Annotated in this window: 13 protein-coding genes; 8 read left to right on the top strand and 5 right to left on the bottom strand. The window is 65.3% G+C overall.

The annotated features are described in order from the left end of the window. Positions 1-18: 18 nt before the first annotated feature. From LH19_RS21615 to LH19_RS21595, 5 genes are all read right to left on the bottom strand, one after another. The gene (locus LH19_RS21615) at positions 19-3,180 is read right to left on the bottom strand and encodes an efflux RND transporter permease subunit (RefSeq protein ID WP_054734104.1); all 3,162 of its coding nucleotides are present in this window, start codon (positions 3,178-3,180) and stop codon (positions 19-21) included. Positions 3,181-3,197: 17 nt separating this feature from the next. After that, the gene (locus LH19_RS21610; protein ID WP_054731794.1) at positions 3,198-4,460 is read right to left on the bottom strand and encodes an efflux RND transporter periplasmic adaptor subunit; all 1,263 of its coding nucleotides are present in this window, start codon (positions 4,458-4,460) and stop codon (positions 3,198-3,200) included. After that, positions 4,457-5,692, bottom strand: coding sequence for a TolC family protein (locus tag LH19_RS21605; protein ID WP_054731793.1), 1,236 nt, complete (start codon positions 5,690-5,692; stop codon positions 4,457-4,459). The genes LH19_RS21610 and LH19_RS21605 overlap by 4 nt, the downstream gene beginning before the upstream one ends. Positions 5,693-5,757: 65 nt before the next feature. Then, positions 5,758-6,096 (bottom strand): hypothetical protein, encoded by a 339-nt coding sequence (locus tag LH19_RS21600; RefSeq protein ID WP_054731792.1) that lies wholly within the window; start codon positions 6,094-6,096, stop codon positions 5,758-5,760. A 49-nt stretch (positions 6,097-6,145) separates the two neighbouring features. Then, positions 6,146-6,526 (bottom strand): DUF3703 domain-containing protein, encoded by a 381-nt coding sequence (locus LH19_RS21595; RefSeq protein ID WP_054734101.1) that lies wholly within the window; start codon positions 6,524-6,526, stop codon positions 6,146-6,148. 438 nt (positions 6,527-6,964) lie between these two features. Here LH19_RS21595 and LH19_RS21590 point away from each other — a divergent pair, with 438 nt between their 5' ends. From LH19_RS21590 to LH19_RS21555, 8 genes are all read left to right on the top strand, one after another. Then, complete coding sequence (locus tag LH19_RS21590; RefSeq protein WP_054731791.1) at positions 6,965-7,327, top strand: hypothetical protein; 363 nt, start codon at positions 6,965-6,967, stop codon at positions 7,325-7,327. A 188-nt stretch (positions 7,328-7,515) separates the two neighbouring features. Continuing rightward, positions 7,516-8,700: a TolC family protein gene (locus tag LH19_RS21585; protein ID WP_234715994.1), complete on the top strand. Its 1,185-nt coding sequence runs from the start codon at positions 7,516-7,518 to the stop codon at positions 8,698-8,700. A 109-nt stretch (positions 8,701-8,809) separates the two neighbouring features. Then, positions 8,810-9,979: an efflux RND transporter periplasmic adaptor subunit gene (locus LH19_RS21580; RefSeq protein ID WP_054731789.1), complete on the top strand. Its 1,170-nt coding sequence runs from the start codon at positions 8,810-8,812 to the stop codon at positions 9,977-9,979. A 3-nt stretch (positions 9,980-9,982) separates the two neighbouring features. Then, a complete protein-coding gene (locus LH19_RS21575) occupies positions 9,983-13,225 on the top strand; it encodes an efflux RND transporter permease subunit (protein ID WP_137890098.1) in 3,243 nt (1,080 codons plus the stop codon). Positions 13,226-13,237: 12 nt separating this feature from the next. Next, complete coding sequence (locus tag LH19_RS21570; protein WP_054731788.1) at positions 13,238-13,582, top strand: DUF190 domain-containing protein; 345 nt, start codon at positions 13,238-13,240, stop codon at positions 13,580-13,582. Positions 13,583-13,663: 81 nt separating this feature from the next. Continuing rightward, positions 13,664-14,134, top strand: a complete 471-nt coding sequence (locus LH19_RS21565; protein WP_054731787.1) for an SRPBCC family protein — start codon at positions 13,664-13,666, stop codon at positions 14,132-14,134. A 181-nt stretch (positions 14,135-14,315) separates the two neighbouring features. Further along, a complete protein-coding gene (locus tag LH19_RS21560; RefSeq protein ID WP_054731786.1) occupies positions 14,316-16,856 on the top strand; it encodes a heavy metal translocating P-type ATPase in 2,541 nt (846 codons plus the stop codon). 44 nt (positions 16,857-16,900) lie between these two features. Next, on the top strand, positions 16,901-20,080 hold the full coding sequence (locus tag LH19_RS21555) for an efflux RND transporter permease subunit (protein ID WP_054731785.1): 3,180 nt from the start codon (positions 16,901-16,903) through the stop codon (positions 20,078-20,080). Positions 20,081-20,092: the final 12 nt, after the last annotated feature.

Raw genomic sequence — 20,092 nt, 5'->3', positions numbered from 1 at the left:
CGGCCATCCGGGAGGGTCTCAGCCTGCGGGGCTGGGGACGCCGCTCGGGCGCCCCAACTCTTCCTCTTCGGCCTTCGCGGTCCGTCGATGGACCAGGAGGTAAAGCGCAGGCAGCACCAGGAGCGTCAGGATCGTCGACGAGATGATCCCGCCGATGACGACGGTCGCCAACGGTCGCTGCACCTCGGATCCAGCCCCGACATTGAGCGCCATCGGTACGAACCCGAGCGACGCCACCAGCGCGGTCATCATCACCGGCCTGAGGCGGGTCAGCGCGCCTTCGCGGATCGCATCGACGAGCGCTTTTCCGCGTTCGCGCAGATCCTTGATGAAGGATAGCATCACCACGCCGTTGAGCACCGCGACCCCGGAGAGCGCGATGAACCCGACGCCCGCCGAGATCGAGAGCGGAATATCGCGAAGCGCCAGCGCCGCGACGCCTCCCGTCAGCGCCAGAGGCACGCCCGAGAAGACGATCGCAGCATCGCGAACCGACCCGAACAGCATGAACAGCAGGCCGAAGATCAGCAGCAGAACGAGCGGCACCACGATCTGGAGGCGCTCGGTCGCCGACTGCAGCTGCTCGAACGTCCCGCCATATTCGATATAATAGCCGTCGGGCAGCACGACATCGGCTTCGACCTTCTGGGTCAGCTCGTCGATGAACGAGCCGAGATCGCGACCACGGACATTCGCCGTGATCACCGCGCGGCGCTTGCCATTTTCGCGGCTGATCTGGTTCGGCCCCGCCGCCAGCGAAATCTCCGCCAGCTGCGAAAGCGGCACGAAACCGCCAGCCGGAAGTGCAACGGGAAGATTGCCGAGCGACGCGAGATCGGTGCGAATGGCCTCGGGAAGCCGGACAATGACGTCGAAACGCCGGTCGCCCTCGAAGAGTTCGCCCGCCTGCCGGCCCCCGGTTGCGGTCGATACCGCATCCTGGACCGTCTCCATGCTCACGCCATAGCGCGCAAGCTTGTCGCGATCGGGCGTGACCGAAAGCATCGGCAGGCCAGTGACTTGTTCGAGCTTCACGTCCTGCGCGCCCGCGATCCCGCCGGCCACTTCTTCGATCGCCTGCCCGGATTCGAGCAATTGATCGAGATCGTCGCCGAACAGCTTGATCGCCACGTCGGCGCGAACGCCGGCAATGAGTTCATTCATCCGCATCTTCACCGGCTGGGTGAACTCATAATTATTCCCCGGCACTTCGTTCACCGCCTTGTTGAGCTCGGCGACGAGCCGGTCGCGCGTCTTTCTGGGATTGGGCCACTCCTTCCGGTCCTTCAGCATGATGAAATTGTCGGCGACCGATGGCGGCATCGGATCGGTCGCGACTTCGGGCGTGCCGATCTTCGCGAACACCCGTTCGACTTCGGGGAACTGCCTGATCCTCTTCTCCAGCGCCTCCTGCATCGCGATCGACTGGGTCAGGCTCGTTCCCGGAATGCGCATCGCGTGCATCGCGATATCGCCTTCGTCGAGGTCCGGGATGAACTCGGACCCGAGACTGGTCGCCGCTACGCCGCTGAGCGCGACGAGCAGCAGCGCGCCCGAAAGCGCCGCCTTCGGCCAGTTGAGGACGCGGTCGAGCATTGGGCGATAGCCCTTGCCGAGACCGCGCATCAGCCAATTTTCCTTCTCTTCGACCTTGCCGGTCACGAACAGCGCCACCGCGGCCGGAACCAGCGTGAGCGACAGCAGCAGAGCGGCGGTAAGCGCGAGGACGACGGTGATCGCCATCGGATGGAAGGTTTTACCCTCGACGCCCTCGAGCGCGAAGATCGGCAGATAGACGGCGGTGATGATGATGATGCCGAAGATGCTCGGCTTGATCACCTCTGCGCTCGCCGAGGCGACGAGACCAAAGCGTTCGTCGCGATCGAGCAGGCGTCCGAGCCTGTGCTGGGCCTCGCCGAGCCTGCGGAGGCAGTTCTCGACGATGATGACGGCCCCATCGACGATGAGGCCGAAGTCGAGCGCCCCGAGGCTCATGAGGTTCGCCGATGTCCGCGTCTGGAGCATGCCCGTCAGCGTCATCAGCATCGCGACCGGAATGACCGCCGCCGTGATCAGCGCCGCCCGGAAATTGCCGAGCAGCAGAAAGAGGATCACGATGACGAGCAGCGCGCCCTCGGCGAGGTTTTTCTGCACCGTCGAGATCGTCCGCTCGACGAGCGCGGTGCGATCGTAGAGCGGCTTGGCAACGACGCCCTTCGGCAACGCACGCGAGGCTTCGACGAGGCGTTCGGCCGAGGCTTGCGCCACCACGCGCGGATTCTCGCCGATCAGCATCGAGACCGTTGCGAGGACGACTTCCTTGCCATTCTCGGTCGCGGCGCCTGTGCGAAGCCCCGAGCCGATTGCGACATCGGCGACGTCGGCGATCCGGATCGGAACGCCGCCGCGGGTGGTGACGATGATCTGCGACAGGTCCCGCTCATTATTGGCCTGACCCGGCACGCGGATCAGAATCTGTTCGCCGCTGCGCTCGACGTAACCGGCGCCCCGGTTGGCATTGTTGGCCTCGAGTGCGGTGACGACATCGTTGAGCGACAGATTGAGCGAGGCGAGCGATGCCGGGTTGGGGGTCACATGATATTGCCTAGCATAGCCGCCGATCGTGTTGATCTCGGCGACCCCCGGGATCGTGCGCATCTGCGGCCGGATGACCCAGTCGGACATCGTCCGCAAGTCTTCCGCCGTATATGGCGAACCGTCGGGTTTTCGTGCGCCCGGTTCGGCCTCGATCGAGAACATGAAGATCTCGCCGAGGCCCGTCGAGATCGGGCCCATTTCGGGCTCCATTCCGGGTGGAAGCTGGCCGCGCGCGGCCTGGAGCCGCTCGTTGACCTGCTGGCGCGCGAAATAGATGTCGGTCCCGTCCTCGAAAACGACAGTGACCTGGCTGAGGCCGTAGCGCGAGATCGACCTGGTATAGTTGAGGTTCGGGATCCCCGCGATCGCGGTCTCGATCGGATAGGTGATGCGCTGCTCGGATTCGAGCGGCGAATAGCCTTCGGCCTTGGTGTTGATCTGGACCTGGACGTTGGTGATGTCGGGAACGGCGTCGATGGGCAATTTGGTCGCGCTCCACGCGCCGATCGCGCACAAAAGCGCGACGACCGCGAGGACGAGCCATCGCTGCCGGATCGAAAAGCCTATGGTTCTGGCTAGCATATTATCCTGCCCCCCGATCAATGGTCGTGGCCCGCGCCGGACTTCTCGATGTCGGCGCGAACGAGGAAACTGCCCTTGGTGACATAGGGGGTGCCGGGCTTGATGCCCGACAGGACCTCGGTCCATTCGGGTGACGAACGGCCGAGCTTCAGCATCCGGACCTCATAGTCCTGCCCGAAATTGGCATAGACCACCTTGAAGTCGCGGAAGGGCTGGATCGCCTCGGTGCGCACGGCGAGCGGCACGATGACGGGGTTGACCATCAGGCGGCCGCGCAAAGCCATGCCGGGGCGCAGCGTTCCCGAGCGGTTGGGGATGGTCGCGCGGATGAGCGCGGTGCCCGCCTCAACATTGCCGTCGGGCAGGAACTGCCCGAGCGGCGCAGTCGCGATTTCGGCGCCGTCCTGCGTCTCCACGGTCACCCGCATGCCCGGGCGAATAATCGCGAGGTCGCGGGGGAAGATGTTGAAGACGACCGTGGTCTGCGCGGGGTCGGTGACCACATAGAGTGCGCGCCCGTCGGTGACGTCGCCGGGATTGGCGTTGCGCTCGGCGATCACGCCGCCGACCGTCGCATATACCGGATAGACCTGGAGGCTCTCGCTGGACTCGATGCGCGCGAGCAGGTCTCCGCGCCGGACGCTGTCGCCCACCGCCTTGGTCACCGAGACGACGCGGCCGGGGAACTGGCCGCGAATTTCGGAGCGGGCGGTCGGCGACAATTGGACGGTGCCGTAGAGTTCGCGCATTTCGCCGACGGTCGCCGGTCCGACCACCGCGGTTTCGATGCCTCCGGCCTTCGCGGCGTCAGCCGCGATCCGCGTGCGCCCTTCGGGGTTCGCATATTTCCAGACGTGCCGCTTGCCGCCCGTCACCGCGACAACCTCGACATCGAAGCTGTGCGGTTCGGTGACGACACCTTGGCCCGCGAGGAATTTGCCTTGCGGGCGGAAGGTGAAGCGATCGACGTCGCCGCCAAGCCGCGTGAGCGTGATGGCGAGCTGGACATCCTTGGGGTCGACCGCCTTGCCGTCCCGCGTCGCGAAAACGCGGAATTGCGGCTCGGTGCCATTCTCGAAGATTATGACCTCGACCGCGAAATCGCCATTCTTGAGCAACTTGCCACCGTTCGGGCCTTTGGCATCTTCCTCGCCTTCGCCCTCGGCGTGGCTTTCGCCTTCTTCATGCTTGTCTTCGCCCTCGGCTCCGCCGCCGCAGGCAGCGAGAGGCACAGCAAGGAACAGCGCCGCAGCCGCGGCGGGAAATGGAAACTTCTTCATGGAATATTCTCCGCAAGGGGAGCCGCATCGAAGCGGCCGGTCAGGCGATCGATCTCCGCGAGCAAATCGCGGTAGCGCGTCATGGCCTCGGCCCACTGACCCTGGATCTGGATGATGACGTCGGCGGCATCCTGCACATCGGCGAACAGGAACCCGCCGCGGGCATAGCCTTCGCGCACCTGACCGAGCGTCTTGACCGCTTTGGGATAGACGTCGTTCATGATGCCCTCGGCCCGAACCCTAGCGGCGTCGGCGTCGGCGCGAAGCGTGGCGAGGCGCCGCAGCCGCTCGAGCCGGCTTGCTTCCGACTGATACTCGAGTTGGCGCCGTTCGGCCTGGGCCCGGGCGATATTGCCCTGGTTGCGGTCGAACCGTCCGAGCGGGATCGAGATGCCGCCGAGAACGGCGACATCGTTGGTCTCGCGAAGAAAGCGCGTGCCGCCCGAGACCGTATAGTCCTGGTGCGCACGGCTCTGCTCGACGACGACCTGCGCGCGGGCCCGGTCGACGGCGGCGTCGAAGACCGCCGCGTCGGCTTCGGCGAGCGGCGGATCGCGCGGATCGGGTTTCTCGATCCCCTCGGCGATAACGAGGCTGTCAGGCGTGCCGCCCCAGAAGGAGGTGAGCAATGCGCGTGCGGACTGCCGCTTCGCCTGGGCTTCCTTCAGTGCCAGTTCGGCTTCGAGAATGCGGGCATCGGCGCGCGTCTCGACGAACAGAGGATCCTTGTAGCCGCGCACGCGGCGTATGGCCTCGGTGCGCATCTCCTTTTCGAGTTTTACGCGATCCTCTGCGATCCAGACCATCTGCTCGGCGATCTGGACGTCAATATAGGCGCGCTGCACTTCCTGGGCGATGTCGAGCCGGACGAGCCGCCACTGCGCCTCGGCGAGAACGACGCCGCGCTCGGCAAGTGCCATCCGCGCCTCGCGCTTGCCCCCGCGTTCAAGCGGCTGCGAATAGGTGACGGTGAGTTCCGATTGCCGGAACAGGCCGTAGCTGCCCGTTCCGACGCCATTGTCCATGTCGACCGATATGGTCGGATTGGGACGGACGCGAGCTTGCAGCTGGTCGGCGCGCGCAGCGTCGACCCCCGCTTCGCCCGCTCTAAGCTCGGGCGATGCAGCGATGGCCCGCTCGACCGCCTGGTCGAGCGTTAGCGGCTGGGCCCAAACGGACCCCGCCACCAGCGCAGCCCCGGCCAACAGGGCGGCGCGCATATGGATATGCATGAATGATCACTCCTGAACGGTTCGACTGAGCGCAGGCCGAAAAGGGGCCGCGCGGCAGGCGTCGTTCAGGCGAGGGGAGGGTTCAGGGGAGGTGCGAGCGCGCGCGAAGCGAGGCGCGTCGCGGGCAGCGCAAAGTGCAGGCCGCCGGAAAAACAGGACAGATCGTCATGACCCGAAAGGGCCTGATCGGATGCGACCGGGCAATTATGGTGGCTGCCGTGAAGATCGGCGTCCTGCTGACCTTCTTGCGTGTCCCTGTCCGACGCATGGCCAGGTTCCACATGGTGGGACAGATGCGAATCGGTCGCGTGGTGCGTCATGCCCGCCATCGCCGGCGCAGCATTGTGGAGCCCGCTGAGCAGCAGGATGAACACAAGCAACAGGCGAAGGGGGGCGCCGGACATGGCCGCGCCCCTAACAGCGAATGACCTGTTCCGGAAGTCCAAAACCGGATCAATCAGTTCGCGCAGCGCCGCTCTCCGTCGATCGGGCCGTTTCGATCAGCGCTTCCAGGGCGTTCGGCATCGGCATCGGCTCGAAGGCGCTCACCCGCGCGCGGCCATTATTCCCTGCGGGGAGGCGGCCGGTCAGCGAACCAAGCGGGACGAGCAGGAACCGCATCGCCTGACCGGCAGCCTCACGGGCATCTCCGAGCTCGATCGCATAGCGAAGCATGTGCCAGTGGGAGGCGAGATGCGCGCCCATATAGGGCTGGCTCAAAATATGTTCCCATTCGAGCGCCTGCCACGCCGCCGCTTCATCTCCGATTCGGCGTGATTCGCAAAACAGGCGATATTGATCGCGCAGCAGCGGCTCGATGACGGCCTTGCTCACGGGTTTTGCTGTCGGCGGCACCATCCTCTTCCCCTTTTTTGTCCACCGAAGGCTTTTGCACCCTGTAGTAGATACAGGGTCAAGCCCTGATGTTCCGGCAGGACGCTGTGCCGCTCGGCTTCCGATTTACCCTCTCGTCTCACGGCAAGCATATCGCTCGAATGTCGTCCCGAACAAAGGGGGCGGAAGCCAATAGCGAAGCGATAGAAATAAGAGCAAAAGACGATCATAGAATTATTGTGCTTAACGCGCGATTGTTCGGCGGATATCCTGTTTCTTTAGACGCTTCCGCAAATATAGAGGGGCAAGATGCACTGCTCCCTTACCGCCATGAGATAATATTACGGAGCCGGTTCGGGGGCTCGAAGAGTGCCGCCGAAGTTGATTGAAAATCTTCTACTTTTCACCGCGCCGTTTCGATGCTAGGGGCCGGTTTCAATGCGACGGGTGATCCTCTTCCTCCTGACCCTTCTCCTTGCATCCGGAACGGTTGCGGGGTCGCTCGCACATGCGACCGAGGATCGAGCCGAGGCGAGCCTTTTTGTCGCGGCGATCGAAGCCGGCTGCGTTTCCGCACCGGCGATCGAAAGCGCCGAAGTCGACAAGAAAAAATCCTCTCCCGGCGAAAAGCAGCAGGTGCCCGCCGCCGCTCATGGTTGCCACGGCCACCATTCGGGCGTCCCGGCGGAAACGCTGTCGGCAGCGACCGAAACGCCTGCCCCTGAAGCGCATACGCGCATCCTGACGGCCGCCTTGCCGCCCGTCGCCTATATCGGGACGTTCCGCCCTCCAATCGCCTGACGCTCTAGGTCTGCGCGCGCCCTTCGCGTGCGCTTCTCCCTGGAAACGTCAGGAGTCTCTTTTTCATGAAATCCATAGTTGTCGCCGCGAGTCTCGTGGCGCTCGTTGCAGGCGCAAATTCCGCGCCCGCCGCTGCCCAGTCGGCAGCGTCGGAGCTAGTGGGACCGCCTTCTTCCGCAGGCGAGGCCGTGCGTACCGGCCCGCTTCCCGCTCGATTGTCCCTCGCGCAGGCGATGGAGGAAGCCGACGCGCGCTCGCCGCGCGTGGTTGCCGCCGAAGCCGAAGTGGAGGCCGCTCGCGGTCGCCAGCGTCAGGCGGGCTATCGCTACAATCCGACGCTCAATGTCGATGTCGAGAATTTCGCGGGAACCGGTCCCTATTCGGGCCTGAACGGTCTCGAAACGACGGTGTCGGTCAATCAGCGTCTCGATGTCGGGGGCCGGCGCCGTGCGCGCATGACGCTCGCCGACGCCGAGTTTCTCGCCGCGCAATATCGGCTCGAAATTGCCCGTGCGGATCTCGCGCTAGAGGTTCGCAACCAGTTCGCGACCGCGCTCGCGGCCCGCGACAGTCTGGCGCTCGCGCGCGAGAATGAAGTGCGTGCCCGCGAACTCGTCCGCGTGGCACAGGCCATGGTCGATACCGGCAACGAGCCGCCGCTCCGCGCGTTCCGCGCCAATGCGGCTCTCGTTCAGGCCACCGCCGAGCTACGCACAGCCGAGGCCGAAGAAAAAACCGCCCGGCGTTCGCTCGCGGCGCTCCTCGGAAGCTCGGTCCCGCCTGCCGAGTTGATGGAAGGCGATATGTGGGTGGCACCGGAGACGGTGGACTCGCTCGCGACGCTCGACGTTCGCTTGGCAGAAACCGAGAAGCTGATTGCCGAAGCGCGGCTCCAGGGGCAGCGCGCCGATGGCCGGCTCGATCCGTCGGTCGGCTTCGGGGTGCGTCAACTTCGCGACACCGGCGATCGCGCATTGATCGCCAATGTTTCCGTGCCGCTCCCCGTCTTCGACCGCAACCGCGGCAACATCTCGGCGGCCAAGTCCGATGTCGCCGCCGCCATTGCGCGGCGCGAGAATGCAGTGGTCAATGCTCAGGCGGAGATCGCCAATGCGCAGGCCGAACTCGAAGCCGCAGAGGCCCGCCTCGCGGCGCTTGAGGGCAGCGGCATCGAGCAGGCGCGCGAAGGTGTCCGGCTCGCCGAGCTCAGCTACCGCGCCGGCAAGTCCTCGCTCGTCGAATATATCGACGCGCAGCAGGCCTATGCGGCGACGCAGGCCGAGCTGATCGCGGCGCGGCAGGCCCGGGCCGAAGCTCGCGCCATCCTCTCGCGCCAGGCAGCCGCCGACGGCGACGCGGATCATCAGCCATGAGCGCGCCGAGCCTTCCAGTGGACGGGGGCGCGTTCGCCGCCGTTCTTCCAAGTCAACAGGGGTGCGCCGCCGGTCGGCGCGCGAACCGCATCAACAGCGGAGATAGAATATGATCACCAAGGACAAGCGTCTCCTCGGCACTGTCGCGGGCGCCATGATACTCGCCGCCGTCACGGGCTTCGGCGTCGCACGCTGCAGCGCCGACCCGGCCGCCGCGCCGACTGCAGAAGGCGATAAGGAAGCGGCGAGCGAAGCCCTTCCGAGCAGCCTCGCCATCACGCCCGAAGCGATCAAGGCCGCCAAGATCGGCGTCGAGACGATCGGCGCCGGCGGACTCGGTTCGGAAATCATCTCGCAAGCGACCGTCACCGCCGCGCCGAGCGGCGAGGCCATCGTCACCGCCCGCGCGGGCGGCGCCGTCACCCGTCTCTTCAAGCGGCTCGGCGATCCGGTCAGCGCCGGTGAGACGATCGCGATCGTGCAAAGCCGCGACGCCGCCCAGATTGCGGCCGAACGGATTGCCGCCGATGCGCGCTCGACGCTCGCGCAGAAAAATCTCCACCGCGAGAAGACTCTGTTCGACCAGAAGGTGTCGGCGCGGGTCGATTATGAGCAGGCGCAAGCCGAAGCCGCGGCCGCCGCGGCCGAAGCGCAACGCGCGCGTGCGGCAGCGAGCGCCGCGCAGGTCACGCGCGATGGCAGCAGCGTCATCGTGGCAAGCCCGATCTCGGGACGGATTACGGCCGAGAACGCCAGCCTTGGCGCCTTCGTCCAGCCCGAAACCGAATTGTTCCGCGTTGCCGATCCGAGCAAGGTGCAGATCGAGGCCGCAGTCGGCCCGGCCGATGCACAGCGGCTCTCGCCCGGAGACCGTGCGATCATCGAACTTCCCGACGGCCGGACGATCGATGCCCGTGTGCGGGCTGTGACCCCCGGCCTGTCGGGCGACACACGCTCGGCAACCGCCGTACTCGATGTGACCGGTGCGCTGCAGCCGGGCCTTGCGGTCCGGGTGCGTCTGCTCCCGAGCCGCGGCGCCGAAACCGGTGGGCCGGTACGGATCGTGATCGCTGACGAAGCCCTCCAGACGCTCGAAGGCCGCGACGTGGTCTTCGTCCGCACGAAGGAAGGATTCCGTGCGCAGACGGTAACCGTCGGCCAGCGCAGTGCAGGCCGCGTCGAAATCCTCTCTGGGCTGAAGCCCGGCCAGATCGTCGCGACCAAGAACGCTTTCCTGCTCAAGGCCGAACTCGGCAAGGGCGCGGGCGAGGAGGAATAAACCGTGATCGCGAAACTGATAGCGTTATCCGTCCGCGCACGCTGGGCGGTTCTCTTCCTTTTCCTCGTAATAGCCGGACTCGGCGTCTGGCAGCTGACCAAGCTGCCGATCGACGCAGTTCCCGACATCACCAATAAGCAGGTGCAAATCAACACGATCGATCCGCGTCTTTCGCCGGTCGAAATCGAGAAACTCGTTACTTATCCGATCGAAATCTCGCTGGCGGGCATTCCGGGGCTCGAGACGACACGCTCGATCTCGCGCAACGGTTTCAGCCAGGTGACGGCGATCTTCACCGATGAAACCGACCTCTATTTCGCGCGCCAGCAGGTGGGCGAACGGCTGCTGCAGGCGGGCGAAAATCTTCCCGACGGGGCCCAGCCGCAGATCGGTCCCGTGACGACGGGTCTCGGCGAGGTCGTCATGTATACCGTCGGCTATAAATTTCCCGACGGGAAGGGCGCCAAGAAGGTCGCGGGCCAGCCAGGCTGGCAACCCGACGGCAGCTATCTGACCCCCGAGGGCGATATCCTCACCGACGAGATTGCCAAATCGGGCTATCTTCGCACGGTGCAGGACTGGATCGTCAGTCCGCAGCTCAAGTCAGTTGGCGGCGTCGCCGGCGTCGACTCCATCGGCGGCTACGCCAAGACCTTCGTCGTCGAGCCCGATCCGACCCGTCTCACCAGCTACGGCATTTCCTACAGTGAACTCGGCGAAGCCCTCGAACGCGCCAATCTCGCGGTCGGTGCCAACTACTACAACCGGGCAGGCGAGGCCTATCTCGTGCGCGTTGATGCACGTGTCCGCTCGGTCGACGAAATCCGCAACGCGGTCGTCGCGACGCGCGGCGGCGTCCCCGTCACCGTCGGGCAGCTTGCCAATGTGAAAATCGGCGGCGACCTCAGAACCGGTGCGGGCAGCATGAACGGCAAAGAGGCGGTGATCGGAACCGTGCTCATGCTGATCGGGCAGAACAGCCGCACCGTTGCGGAAGACGTATCGGCGAAGATCGCGCAGGTGTCGAAGACCCTGCCGCCCGGCGTCGAAGTGAAGGTGGTGCTCGACCGTGCCAAGCTCGTCAACGCGACGGTCGGCACGGTGGAGAAGAACCTGACCGAAGGCGCACTGCTCGTCGCCGCCGCGCTCTTCTTCCTGCTCGGCAACTGGCGTGCCGCGATCATCGCGGTGCTCGTCATCCCCTTCTCCTTCCTGATGATGGCGATGGGCATGAACGCGTTCCGGGTCCCCGGTAACCTGATGAGCCTTGGCGCGCTCGACTTCGGTCTGATCGTCGACGGGGCGGTGATCATCATCGAAAACTGCCTCGCCAGACTGGCGCACCGGCAGGAACATGAAGGGAGATTGCTCAATCTTCGCGAACGTCTCGAGGAGACGATGCGCGCCAGCCAGGAGATGATCAAACCGACAGTCTTCGGGCAGGCGATCATCCTGCTCGCCTTCGCACCGCTGCTGATGTTCACGGGCGTCGAGGGCAAGACCTTCTCGCCGATGGCCATCACCATCATGCTCGCGCTCGTGGCGGCTTTCATTCTCGCGATCACGCTGGTTCCGGCGCTTGTCGCGCTGATGATCCGCGGCAAGGTTGCCGAGAAGGAGGTGTGGGCGATCCGCAAGTCGAAGGAGCGCTATCTCCCGCTACTCGACAAGGCGCTCGCAAAGCCCTGGGCTTTCATCGCCGGCGGCTTTGCCTTCTTCGTCCTTGCCATCCCGGCATTCGGACTGCTCGGCTCGGAATTCATTCCGCAGCTCGACGAGAAGAATATGGCGCTCGCCTCGACGCGCGTGCCTTCGGTGAGCCTCGAACAGTCGCTGGCCATGCAACTCAATGTCGAGACGGCGATTTCGAGCCTGCCTGAAGTCGAACTGATGTTCTCGAAAACCGGCACTGCCGAGGTGGCGACCGACCCGATGCCGCCGAACATCTCGGACGGCTTCATCATCCTGAAGCCGCAAGATCAGTGGCCGGCGGGCGTCGATTCCAAGGCCGATGTCGTCGAGCGTATCGAGAAGGCCGCTGGCGGCCAACTCGGCCAGCTCTATGAAGTCAGCCAGCCGATCGAGCTTCGCTTCAACGAACTAATCGCGGGTGTCCGCGGCGACGTCGCCATCAAGCTCTACGGCGACGACCTCGACAAGATGTCGCTCGCCGCGAACGAGATGGTGCGTGTGCTGCAGGGCATCCCGGGTGCGGGAAGCGTCAAGGCCGACCAGGTTGGCGGCGCTCCCATGCTGGACGTGCAGCTCGATCGCAATGCGATCGCACGCTACGGACTGTCGGTCCAGGAAGTGGCCGACACTGTGTCGGCGGCGCTCGGTGGGCGGGAATCAGGTCTCCTTTACGAAGGCGACCGCCGGTTCGACATTACCGTCCGCGTGCCTGACGCGACCCGTGTCAATCTCGACGACATCCGCGCGCTTCCTGTCCTCCTGCCCTCAGAAGGCGGGAACCGCGGACAGATACCGCTCGCCCAGGTGGCGCAGATCCGGCTGACCGAAGGGCTCAACCAGATCAGCCGCGAAAATGGCAAGCGGCGCGTCGTCGTGCAGGTGAACCTCGAAGGCCGCGATGCGGGGTCCTTTGTAGCCGAAGCGCAGGCGAAGATCGCCAATGTGAAGCTCCCCTCGGGCTATTATCTCGAATGGGGCGGGCAGTTCGAAAGCCTGCAGGCTGCGTCGAAGCGGCTCTCCATCGTGGTTCCGCTCTGCTTCGCCGGTATCTTCATCCTGCTCTACATGGCGCTCGGCACCTTCGGACGCGCGACCGCTGTGTTCCTTGCGGTGCCGCTGGGCCTCGCGGGCGGGGTGTTCACCCTCGCGCTTACGGGCATCAACTTCTCGGTCTCGGCGGCTGTGGGCTTCATCTGCCTTGCCGGCGTCGCGGTGCTCAACGGTCTCGTCGTCATGACGGCGATCCGCGAGCGGCTCGAGAATGATGTCCCGCTCACGGAGGCAATCCGTGAGGGCATGACCGAGAAGATGCGCGCGGTGATCATGACCGGTTTCGTGCCCGCGATCGGCTTCGTGCCGATGGCGATCGCGACCGGCACGGGTGCCGAAGTGCAGAAGCCGCTCGCGACGACCGTCATCGGCGGCCTCATCGCGGCGACGATCCTGACGCTGCTCGTTCTCCCCGCGATCGCAAAGGTCGTTCTCGGGGCGGACTGGCAGCCGAAGTTCCTGAAGCGGAAAGCGGAGCCGGCGGTCCAGCCGGTCACGGAATAGGGAGAGACTGTCATGACAAAAGCATCCAAGCTCTTGCGCATCTACACCGATGAATCCGCCTTCTTCGGCGATCAGCGGGTCTTCGAGTTCATCTCCGAACTCGCTCGCCAGCAAAAGCTGGCAGGCGTTACGGTGCTCGAAGCGGTTCTTGGTTTCGGTCGCTCGGCGCATCTCCACCGCAAGCATGCGCTGGAGAATGACAGGGCGGTCGTGGTCGAGATCATCGACGAGGAGCAGCGGCTCCGCGACTTTGCGGCGCAGCTGACCGAAATATCGGACATCGGGCTCATCACGCTCGAAGCGGTCGACATCCTCGGCGGGAAATCCGCCGCGGAGCCCCCCGATGTTCAGAGCTGACCGGCATCTTGCCGGTCTACACCGCGGCGCAGGTCCCCGGCCTGCGTCGCGGACCAGCTTGCCGGAGCGAGGAGCTCGCCGATGTTCTCGGTAGGAACCTCGCTCCGCCTGCCGGTCCCGATCGGACGGGTCTGGCGGCTGCTCGTCGATATCGAGCGGTACGGCGACTGGCATCCGACGCTCCGCTTCACCGATCGTCCGGGTGATGAAGAGCGCGTGGACTATGTCTACTCGCCGCGCGGACCGCGCGGGCCGGAACTGTCGGCCGAGGGCCGGATCACCTGTCTCGACTGGCTCTCGGGTTTTTCCTGGCGGACGGGCATGCGCGGTCTGCTCGTCATCGAGGAAAGCTACCGACTCGAAAAGCTCGGTCAGGGTGTCGAGGTGACGCACCGGCTCGACTGCCGGGGCTTCTTCTCGTGGCTCGGCTACCCATTTCTACGTCGCGCCTGCTCGGTGTTCCTGCGCCGCTCGAACGCTGCGCTCGAAAAGCATTTCCGCCGCACGACCGTCCAGTCCCGCTACGCGCGGCCGAGCGGGCGTCGCGCATGAATTTGAACTTGAAACCTGGCCGTCGGAGGCCCCTCTCATTCGCCCCCCACCACGGGCAGGGATCTCCGGCGGTCAGGGAGGTGCGGGAGATCACTTCCCGGTACTCCCGCACCTCATCCTGCCGGGCGTTGAACATAGGCGCCGAACGCATTGCCGGTTGCCAAGAGAAAAGGATGGCATCATGAGTGACCAGTTGCGGCTCGATATTCCGCTTCTCCTCCCCGAAGTCGCCGATACCGCCGACCGCTGCGTCGCGCGCCTGATGGGCGAACTCGAAGGACGCGACGGCGTCGACAAGGTGCATGTGGTCCGCTCCAGCGACGGCTCGCCGCCGCAGCTCTGCATCCATTACCGTCCGGATATTCTCCCGCTCGAACGCGTGCGGCAGCTCGCGCGCAGCGCCGGCGCCGAGCTCACCGGCCAATATCAACATCTCTTCTGGGACGACCTCGAAGGCGTCGGCCACGCCCGGCGCGCGCGGACGATCGGACTCAAGCTTCGCGAAATGCCGGGCGTGATCGAGGCCGAAGTCGGCGCCGCGGGGACGCTGCGCGCCGAGTTCCAGCGCTCGGAAACCACCATCGAAACGATCAGAAAGACACTCTCGGATATGGGCGTCACACAGAAATCGGCTGCCGTCGCTGCGGCTCGCCCGGCACAAGCCCCCCACAAGCATGGCGATGATGGCCATGACCATGGACCGGATCATGCGCATGGGCCTGATCACAAACATGGCCACACGGGTGAGGACAACCACGACCATGGCCATGATCATGGCGGCATTTTCGGCGAGCGGACCGAACTGATCTTCGCGCTGCTGTGCGGTCTCGTCCTCGGCATCGGCTTTGCCATCGAAATGCTCGCCGCGGCACCGGAGTGGGTGCCGCTCGCATTCTATATTGCCGCTTATGGCTTCGGCGGCTGGTTTACGGTCCGCGAAGCCATCGAGAATCTGAAGCTCAAGCGCTTCGAGATCGACACGCTGATGCTCGTCGCCGCGGCCGGCGCCGCAGCGCTCGGTGCATGGGCCGAGGGCGCACTGCTCCTCTTCCTCTTCAGCCTCGGCCATGCGCTCGAACATTATGCCATGGGCCGCGCCAAGCGCGCGATCGAGGCGCTCGCCGAGTTGGCGCCGCAGACCGCGACGGTGAAGGATGCCGACGGGACGGCGCGCGAAGTCTCCGTCGAGCAGCTGGCGATTGGCGACACCGTCATCGTCAAGCCCAATGAGCGACTTGCTGCCGACGGCTTCGTCGTCGTTGGCCGCACGGCGGTCAACCAGGCCCCGGTTACCGGCGAGAGCGTCCCCGTTGACAAGGAACCGGTGGCCGATCGCGCGCAGGCTGCGGCAAAGCCCGACGCACTCGACGGGAAATATCGTGTCTTCGCGGGCACCATCAACGGCTATGGCGCGATCGAGATCGCGGTAACCCGTCTTGCCGCCGATACGACGCTCGCCAAGGTCGTGAAGATGGTGAGCGAAGCGGAGACGCAGAAATCGCCGACCCAGCGCTTCACCGACAAGTTCGAGCGCATCTTCGTGCCGAGCGTGCTCGCGCTCGTGTTCGTCCTGCTCTTCGCCTGGGTCGTTGTCGACGAGCCATTCCGCGACAGCTTCTATCGCGCCATGGCGGTCCTCGTCGCGGCAAGCCCGTGCGCGCTGGCCATCGCGACGCCGAGCGCCGTCCTGTCGGGCGTTGCGCGTGCGGCGCGCGGCGGCGTGCTGGTCAAAGGCGGTGGCCCGCTCGAAAATCTCGGCTCGCTGACCGCGCTGGCGTTCGACAAGACGGGAACGCTCACCGAGGGAAAGCCGCGCATCACCGACGTCCTGCCGGCCAACGGCGTGCCGAAGGAGGAACTGCTGCGCATCGCGGTGGCGGTCGAGCGGCTGAGCGATCATCCGCTTGCCGCTGCCATCGCGCGCGATGGCGAGGCCATGCTGACGTCGACGCGCGTACCGGTAGCGGACGACCTCAACAGCCTGACGGGTCGCGGCGTCACGGCGAAGGTCGAGGGCGAGACCGTCCTCATCGGCAAGGCCGAAATGTTCGGTGCAGACGGCATCGCGCCGATCGGCGGCGAAGTGGCGACGGCGATCGCAGGCCTCCGCGAGCAGGGACGCACGACGATGGTGGTCCGTATGGGCGACCGCGATTTGGGCGCGATCGGCTTGATGGACACGCCGCGCGAGGCGGCGCGCACGGCGATTGCCAAGCTCCGCGAGCTCGGAATCGGACGGATGATCATGATCTCGGGCGATCACCAGAAGGTCGCCGAATCCATCGCCGCCGAGGTCGGGATCGACGAGGCCTGGGGCGACCTGATGCCCGATCAGAAGGTCGACGCCATTCGCGATCTCAAGGCCCAGCAGCCGGTCGCGATGGTGGGTGACGGTGTCAACGATGCCCCGGCCATGGCGAGCGCGACCGTCGGGATCGCGATGGGCGCCGCCGGGTCGGACGTCGCGCTCGAAACCGCCGACGTTGCGCTCATGGCCGACGATCTTGCTCACCTACCGTTTGCAATCGGCCTCAGCCGCCAGACGCGGCGGATCATCCGCCAGAATCTCGTGGTGAGCCTCGGCATCGTCGTCGTGCTTGTCCCGGCAACGATCCTCGGTCTCGGCATCGGCCCCGCGGTGGCCGCGCATGAGGGCTCGACGCTGGTGGTGGTCGCCAACGCATTGCGGCTGCTCGCCTATCGCGACCGCAGTGCCGGTTGAACCGCAGACGCGGCGGGCGTGGAAGACCGGAAAGGGGAGAGAGGATGAATTTCAAGAATATCTCGGCCTGGTCCATCCGGAACCCGATCCCGCCGCTCGTCATGTTTTTCGGCCTGACGGTGGCGGGCATCGTCTCCTTCCTCATGATGGGGGTTCAGAGCGATCCCGACATCGATTTTCCGGGGGCGATCGTCATCATCGCGCAGCCGGGCGCCGCACCCACCGAACTCGAGACCCAGGTCACGCAGCGTGTCGAGGCGGCGGTGCGGACGATCGAGGGGATCGACGAGCTCAATTCGACGGTCACCGAAGGCCAGTCGCAGACGTTCGTCCAGTTCGCGATCGGCACGCCGATAGACCGGGCGGTGACCGATATCCGCGACAAGATCACCCAGATCCGCAGCAACCTGCCGAACGGAATCCTCGAGCCGCAGGTCATCCGCCTCTCGACCTCGGGCAACACGCTCGCTTATTGGTCGGCCTCCGCCACCGACATGACGCTCGAGGAATTGAGCTGGTATGTCGACAATGTCGTCGCCAAACGGCTGATCGCGGTCCCCGGCATGGGCGACGCCTATCGCCGGGGCGGCGTGAGCCGGGAAATCCGCGTCATCCTCAACCCCGAGCGGATGCGCGCCTACGGCCTCACCGCCGCCGCGGTGAACACCCAGCTCGTCCAGCTCAACATCAATGCTGCGGGCGGCCGGATGGAGGTCGCGGGGTCCGAACAGGCGGTGCGCATCCTCGGCAATGCGAGCAGCGCCAACGCGCTCGGCGAGACCTTGATCTCGGTCGGCACGAACCGGACCGTGCGCCTTGCCGATATCGCCGAGGTCAAGGATCTCTACGCCGAGCAGCGCTCGGTCTCGAAGCAGGACGGGCGGCAGGTGCTGACCTTCGGATTCGAGCGCGCGAAGGGCGCCTCCGATGTCACCGTTTACGACGCGGCGGTCGAGGAGCTGCGAAAGCTCGAGAAGGAAAACCCCAAGGTCAAATTCACCGAGCTGTTCAGCGATATCGAATATACCAAGGGCCAATATCATTCGGCGATCAATGCGATGGTCGAGGGCGCGATCCTCGCGGTCGTCGTCGTCTTCCTCTTCCTGCGCGACTGGCGCGCGACGCTGATATCCGCGCTCGCCATCCCGCTGTCGGCGGTCCCGACCTTCCTGTTCATGGACCTCATGGGCTTCTCGCTCAACATGATGACCTTGCTCGCGCTCAGCCTCGTTGCCGGCGTGCTGGTCGACGATGCGATCGTCGAGATCGAGAATATCGTGCGCCACATGCGGATGGGCAAATCGGCCTATCAGGCCTCGATTGACGCCGCGGACGAGATCGGGCTCGCAGTGCTCGCGACGACCATGACGATTGTCGCGGTGTTCCTGCCGGTCGGGCTGATGCCGGGCGTCGCGGGGCAGTATTTCAAGAATTTCGGGCTGACGGTCGTGGCCGCGGTGCTGATGAGCCTCGCGGTCGCGCGCATGATCACGCCCATGCTCGCCGCCTATTTTCTCTCTGCGCAGGGCCCGCAGAAACATGGCGAGGGCCCGCTGATCGACACCTATATGCGCATCTTGCGCTGGAGCCTCGATACCAGCGGGGCCGCTGCCGCGCGTGCGCGCGGCGGGCGCTGGAAATGGCTCGCCTATATCAAGGACCACCGGCTCTGGGTGGTCGGTATCGGGGTGCTGGCGCTCTTTGCGACCATTTTCAGCTTCTCGCTGCTCCCGATGACCTTTCAGCCTTCGATCGATTCCGACACGAGCCGCGTCGCCATCCAGCTCGCACCGGGTGCAACGCTCGAACAGACCGAGACGGTTGCCGACGAGGTGACCGATCTCATGAAGCGCGATCCGCTCGTCCAATCCGCTTTGTCGCGGATCGATGTCGGCACGGCGACGGTCTATCTGAAATTGCGCAAAGACCGCGACCTCACCTCGACCGAGTTCGAAAAGGACCGCGCGCCGCGGCTGGCTGAGGTTCCCGATGCCCGCATCAACTTCCAGTCGCAGCATGGCGGTGGCGGCGGGAGCAGCCGTGACATCTCGATCACGCTCGGCAGCGACGACCCGAAGAAGCTCGAAGATGTCGGCAACCGGTTGCTTGCTCAAATGGCACGCGTGAAGGAAATCCGCTCGCCGCGTGTCGAGGGCAATCTCCAGCGCCCCGAGATCGTCATTCGCCCGCGCTTCGCGCTCGCGGCGCAGCTCGGCGTGACGACACAGGCGCTTAGCCAGTCGATCCGCGTCGCGACATTGGGCGAGATTGACCAGAACAGTGCAAAATTCTCGCTCTCCGACCGGCAGATACCTGTGCGCGTCGCGCTTGCGGAAACCGCGCGCGAGCGGCTCGATACGCTTCGCAACATGCCGGTTCCGACCCGGAACGGGGGAACGGTGCCGCTCTCGGTCGTGGCCGAGATCGGCTTCGGCGCCGGCCCGACCCAGATCAATCGCACCAACCAGGTGCGCCAGCTCACCATCGGGGCCGACCTTGCTCCGGGTCTCGTGACCGGTCAGGCGATGGAGAAAGTCGAAGCGCTGCCGGCGCTCAAGACGCTGCCCGCCGGGGTCACGCGGCTGGTCCTCGGAAGTGCCAAGTGGCAGGCCGAGATGCTGCGCAACTTCGCAATCGCGGTCGTATCGGGGATCTTCCTCGTGCTCGCTGTGCTGATCCTGCTCTATCGCAAGATCATCCCGCCCTTCGTCAACATGGGCTCGCTTCTGCTCGCCCCGCTCGGCGGGGCGATCGCGTTGCTCTTGACGGGCTACCCGCTCTCGCTTCCCGTGTTCATCGGCGTGCTGATGCTGCTCGGTATCGTCGGCAAGAACAGCATCCTCCTCGTCGATTTCGCGATCGAGGAAATGGCATCCGGGGTGCCGCGCGACGAGGCGATCGTCGACGCCGGGCACAAGCGCGCGCAGCCGATCCTGATGACCACGGTCGCGATGGTCGCGGGCATGATCCCGACCGCGCTGTCGCTCAACGGCGACGGCGCATGGCGCGCGCCGATGGCGGTCACGGTGATTGGCGGGCTCATCCTTTCGACGATGCTGACGCTGCTGATCGTGCCGGCGTCCTTCAGCCTCGCGGCGGGCTTCGAACGCCGGATGGCCCCGCGCCTGCGCCGCTGGTTCACAACGGGCGGTGCGCACGCCGACCCATCGCCTGCGGGTGTCACCGACATCGGCGCGGGGCAAAGCCCGGCGGCCGATCGATAGAGGAGTGAAGCT

This window comes from Sphingopyxis macrogoltabida, from assembly GCF_001314325.1.
GTDB lineage: Bacteria > Pseudomonadota > Alphaproteobacteria > Sphingomonadales > Sphingomonadaceae > Sphingopyxis > Sphingopyxis macrogoltabida.
This window is presented reverse-complemented; position numbering and strand designations above follow the sequence as displayed.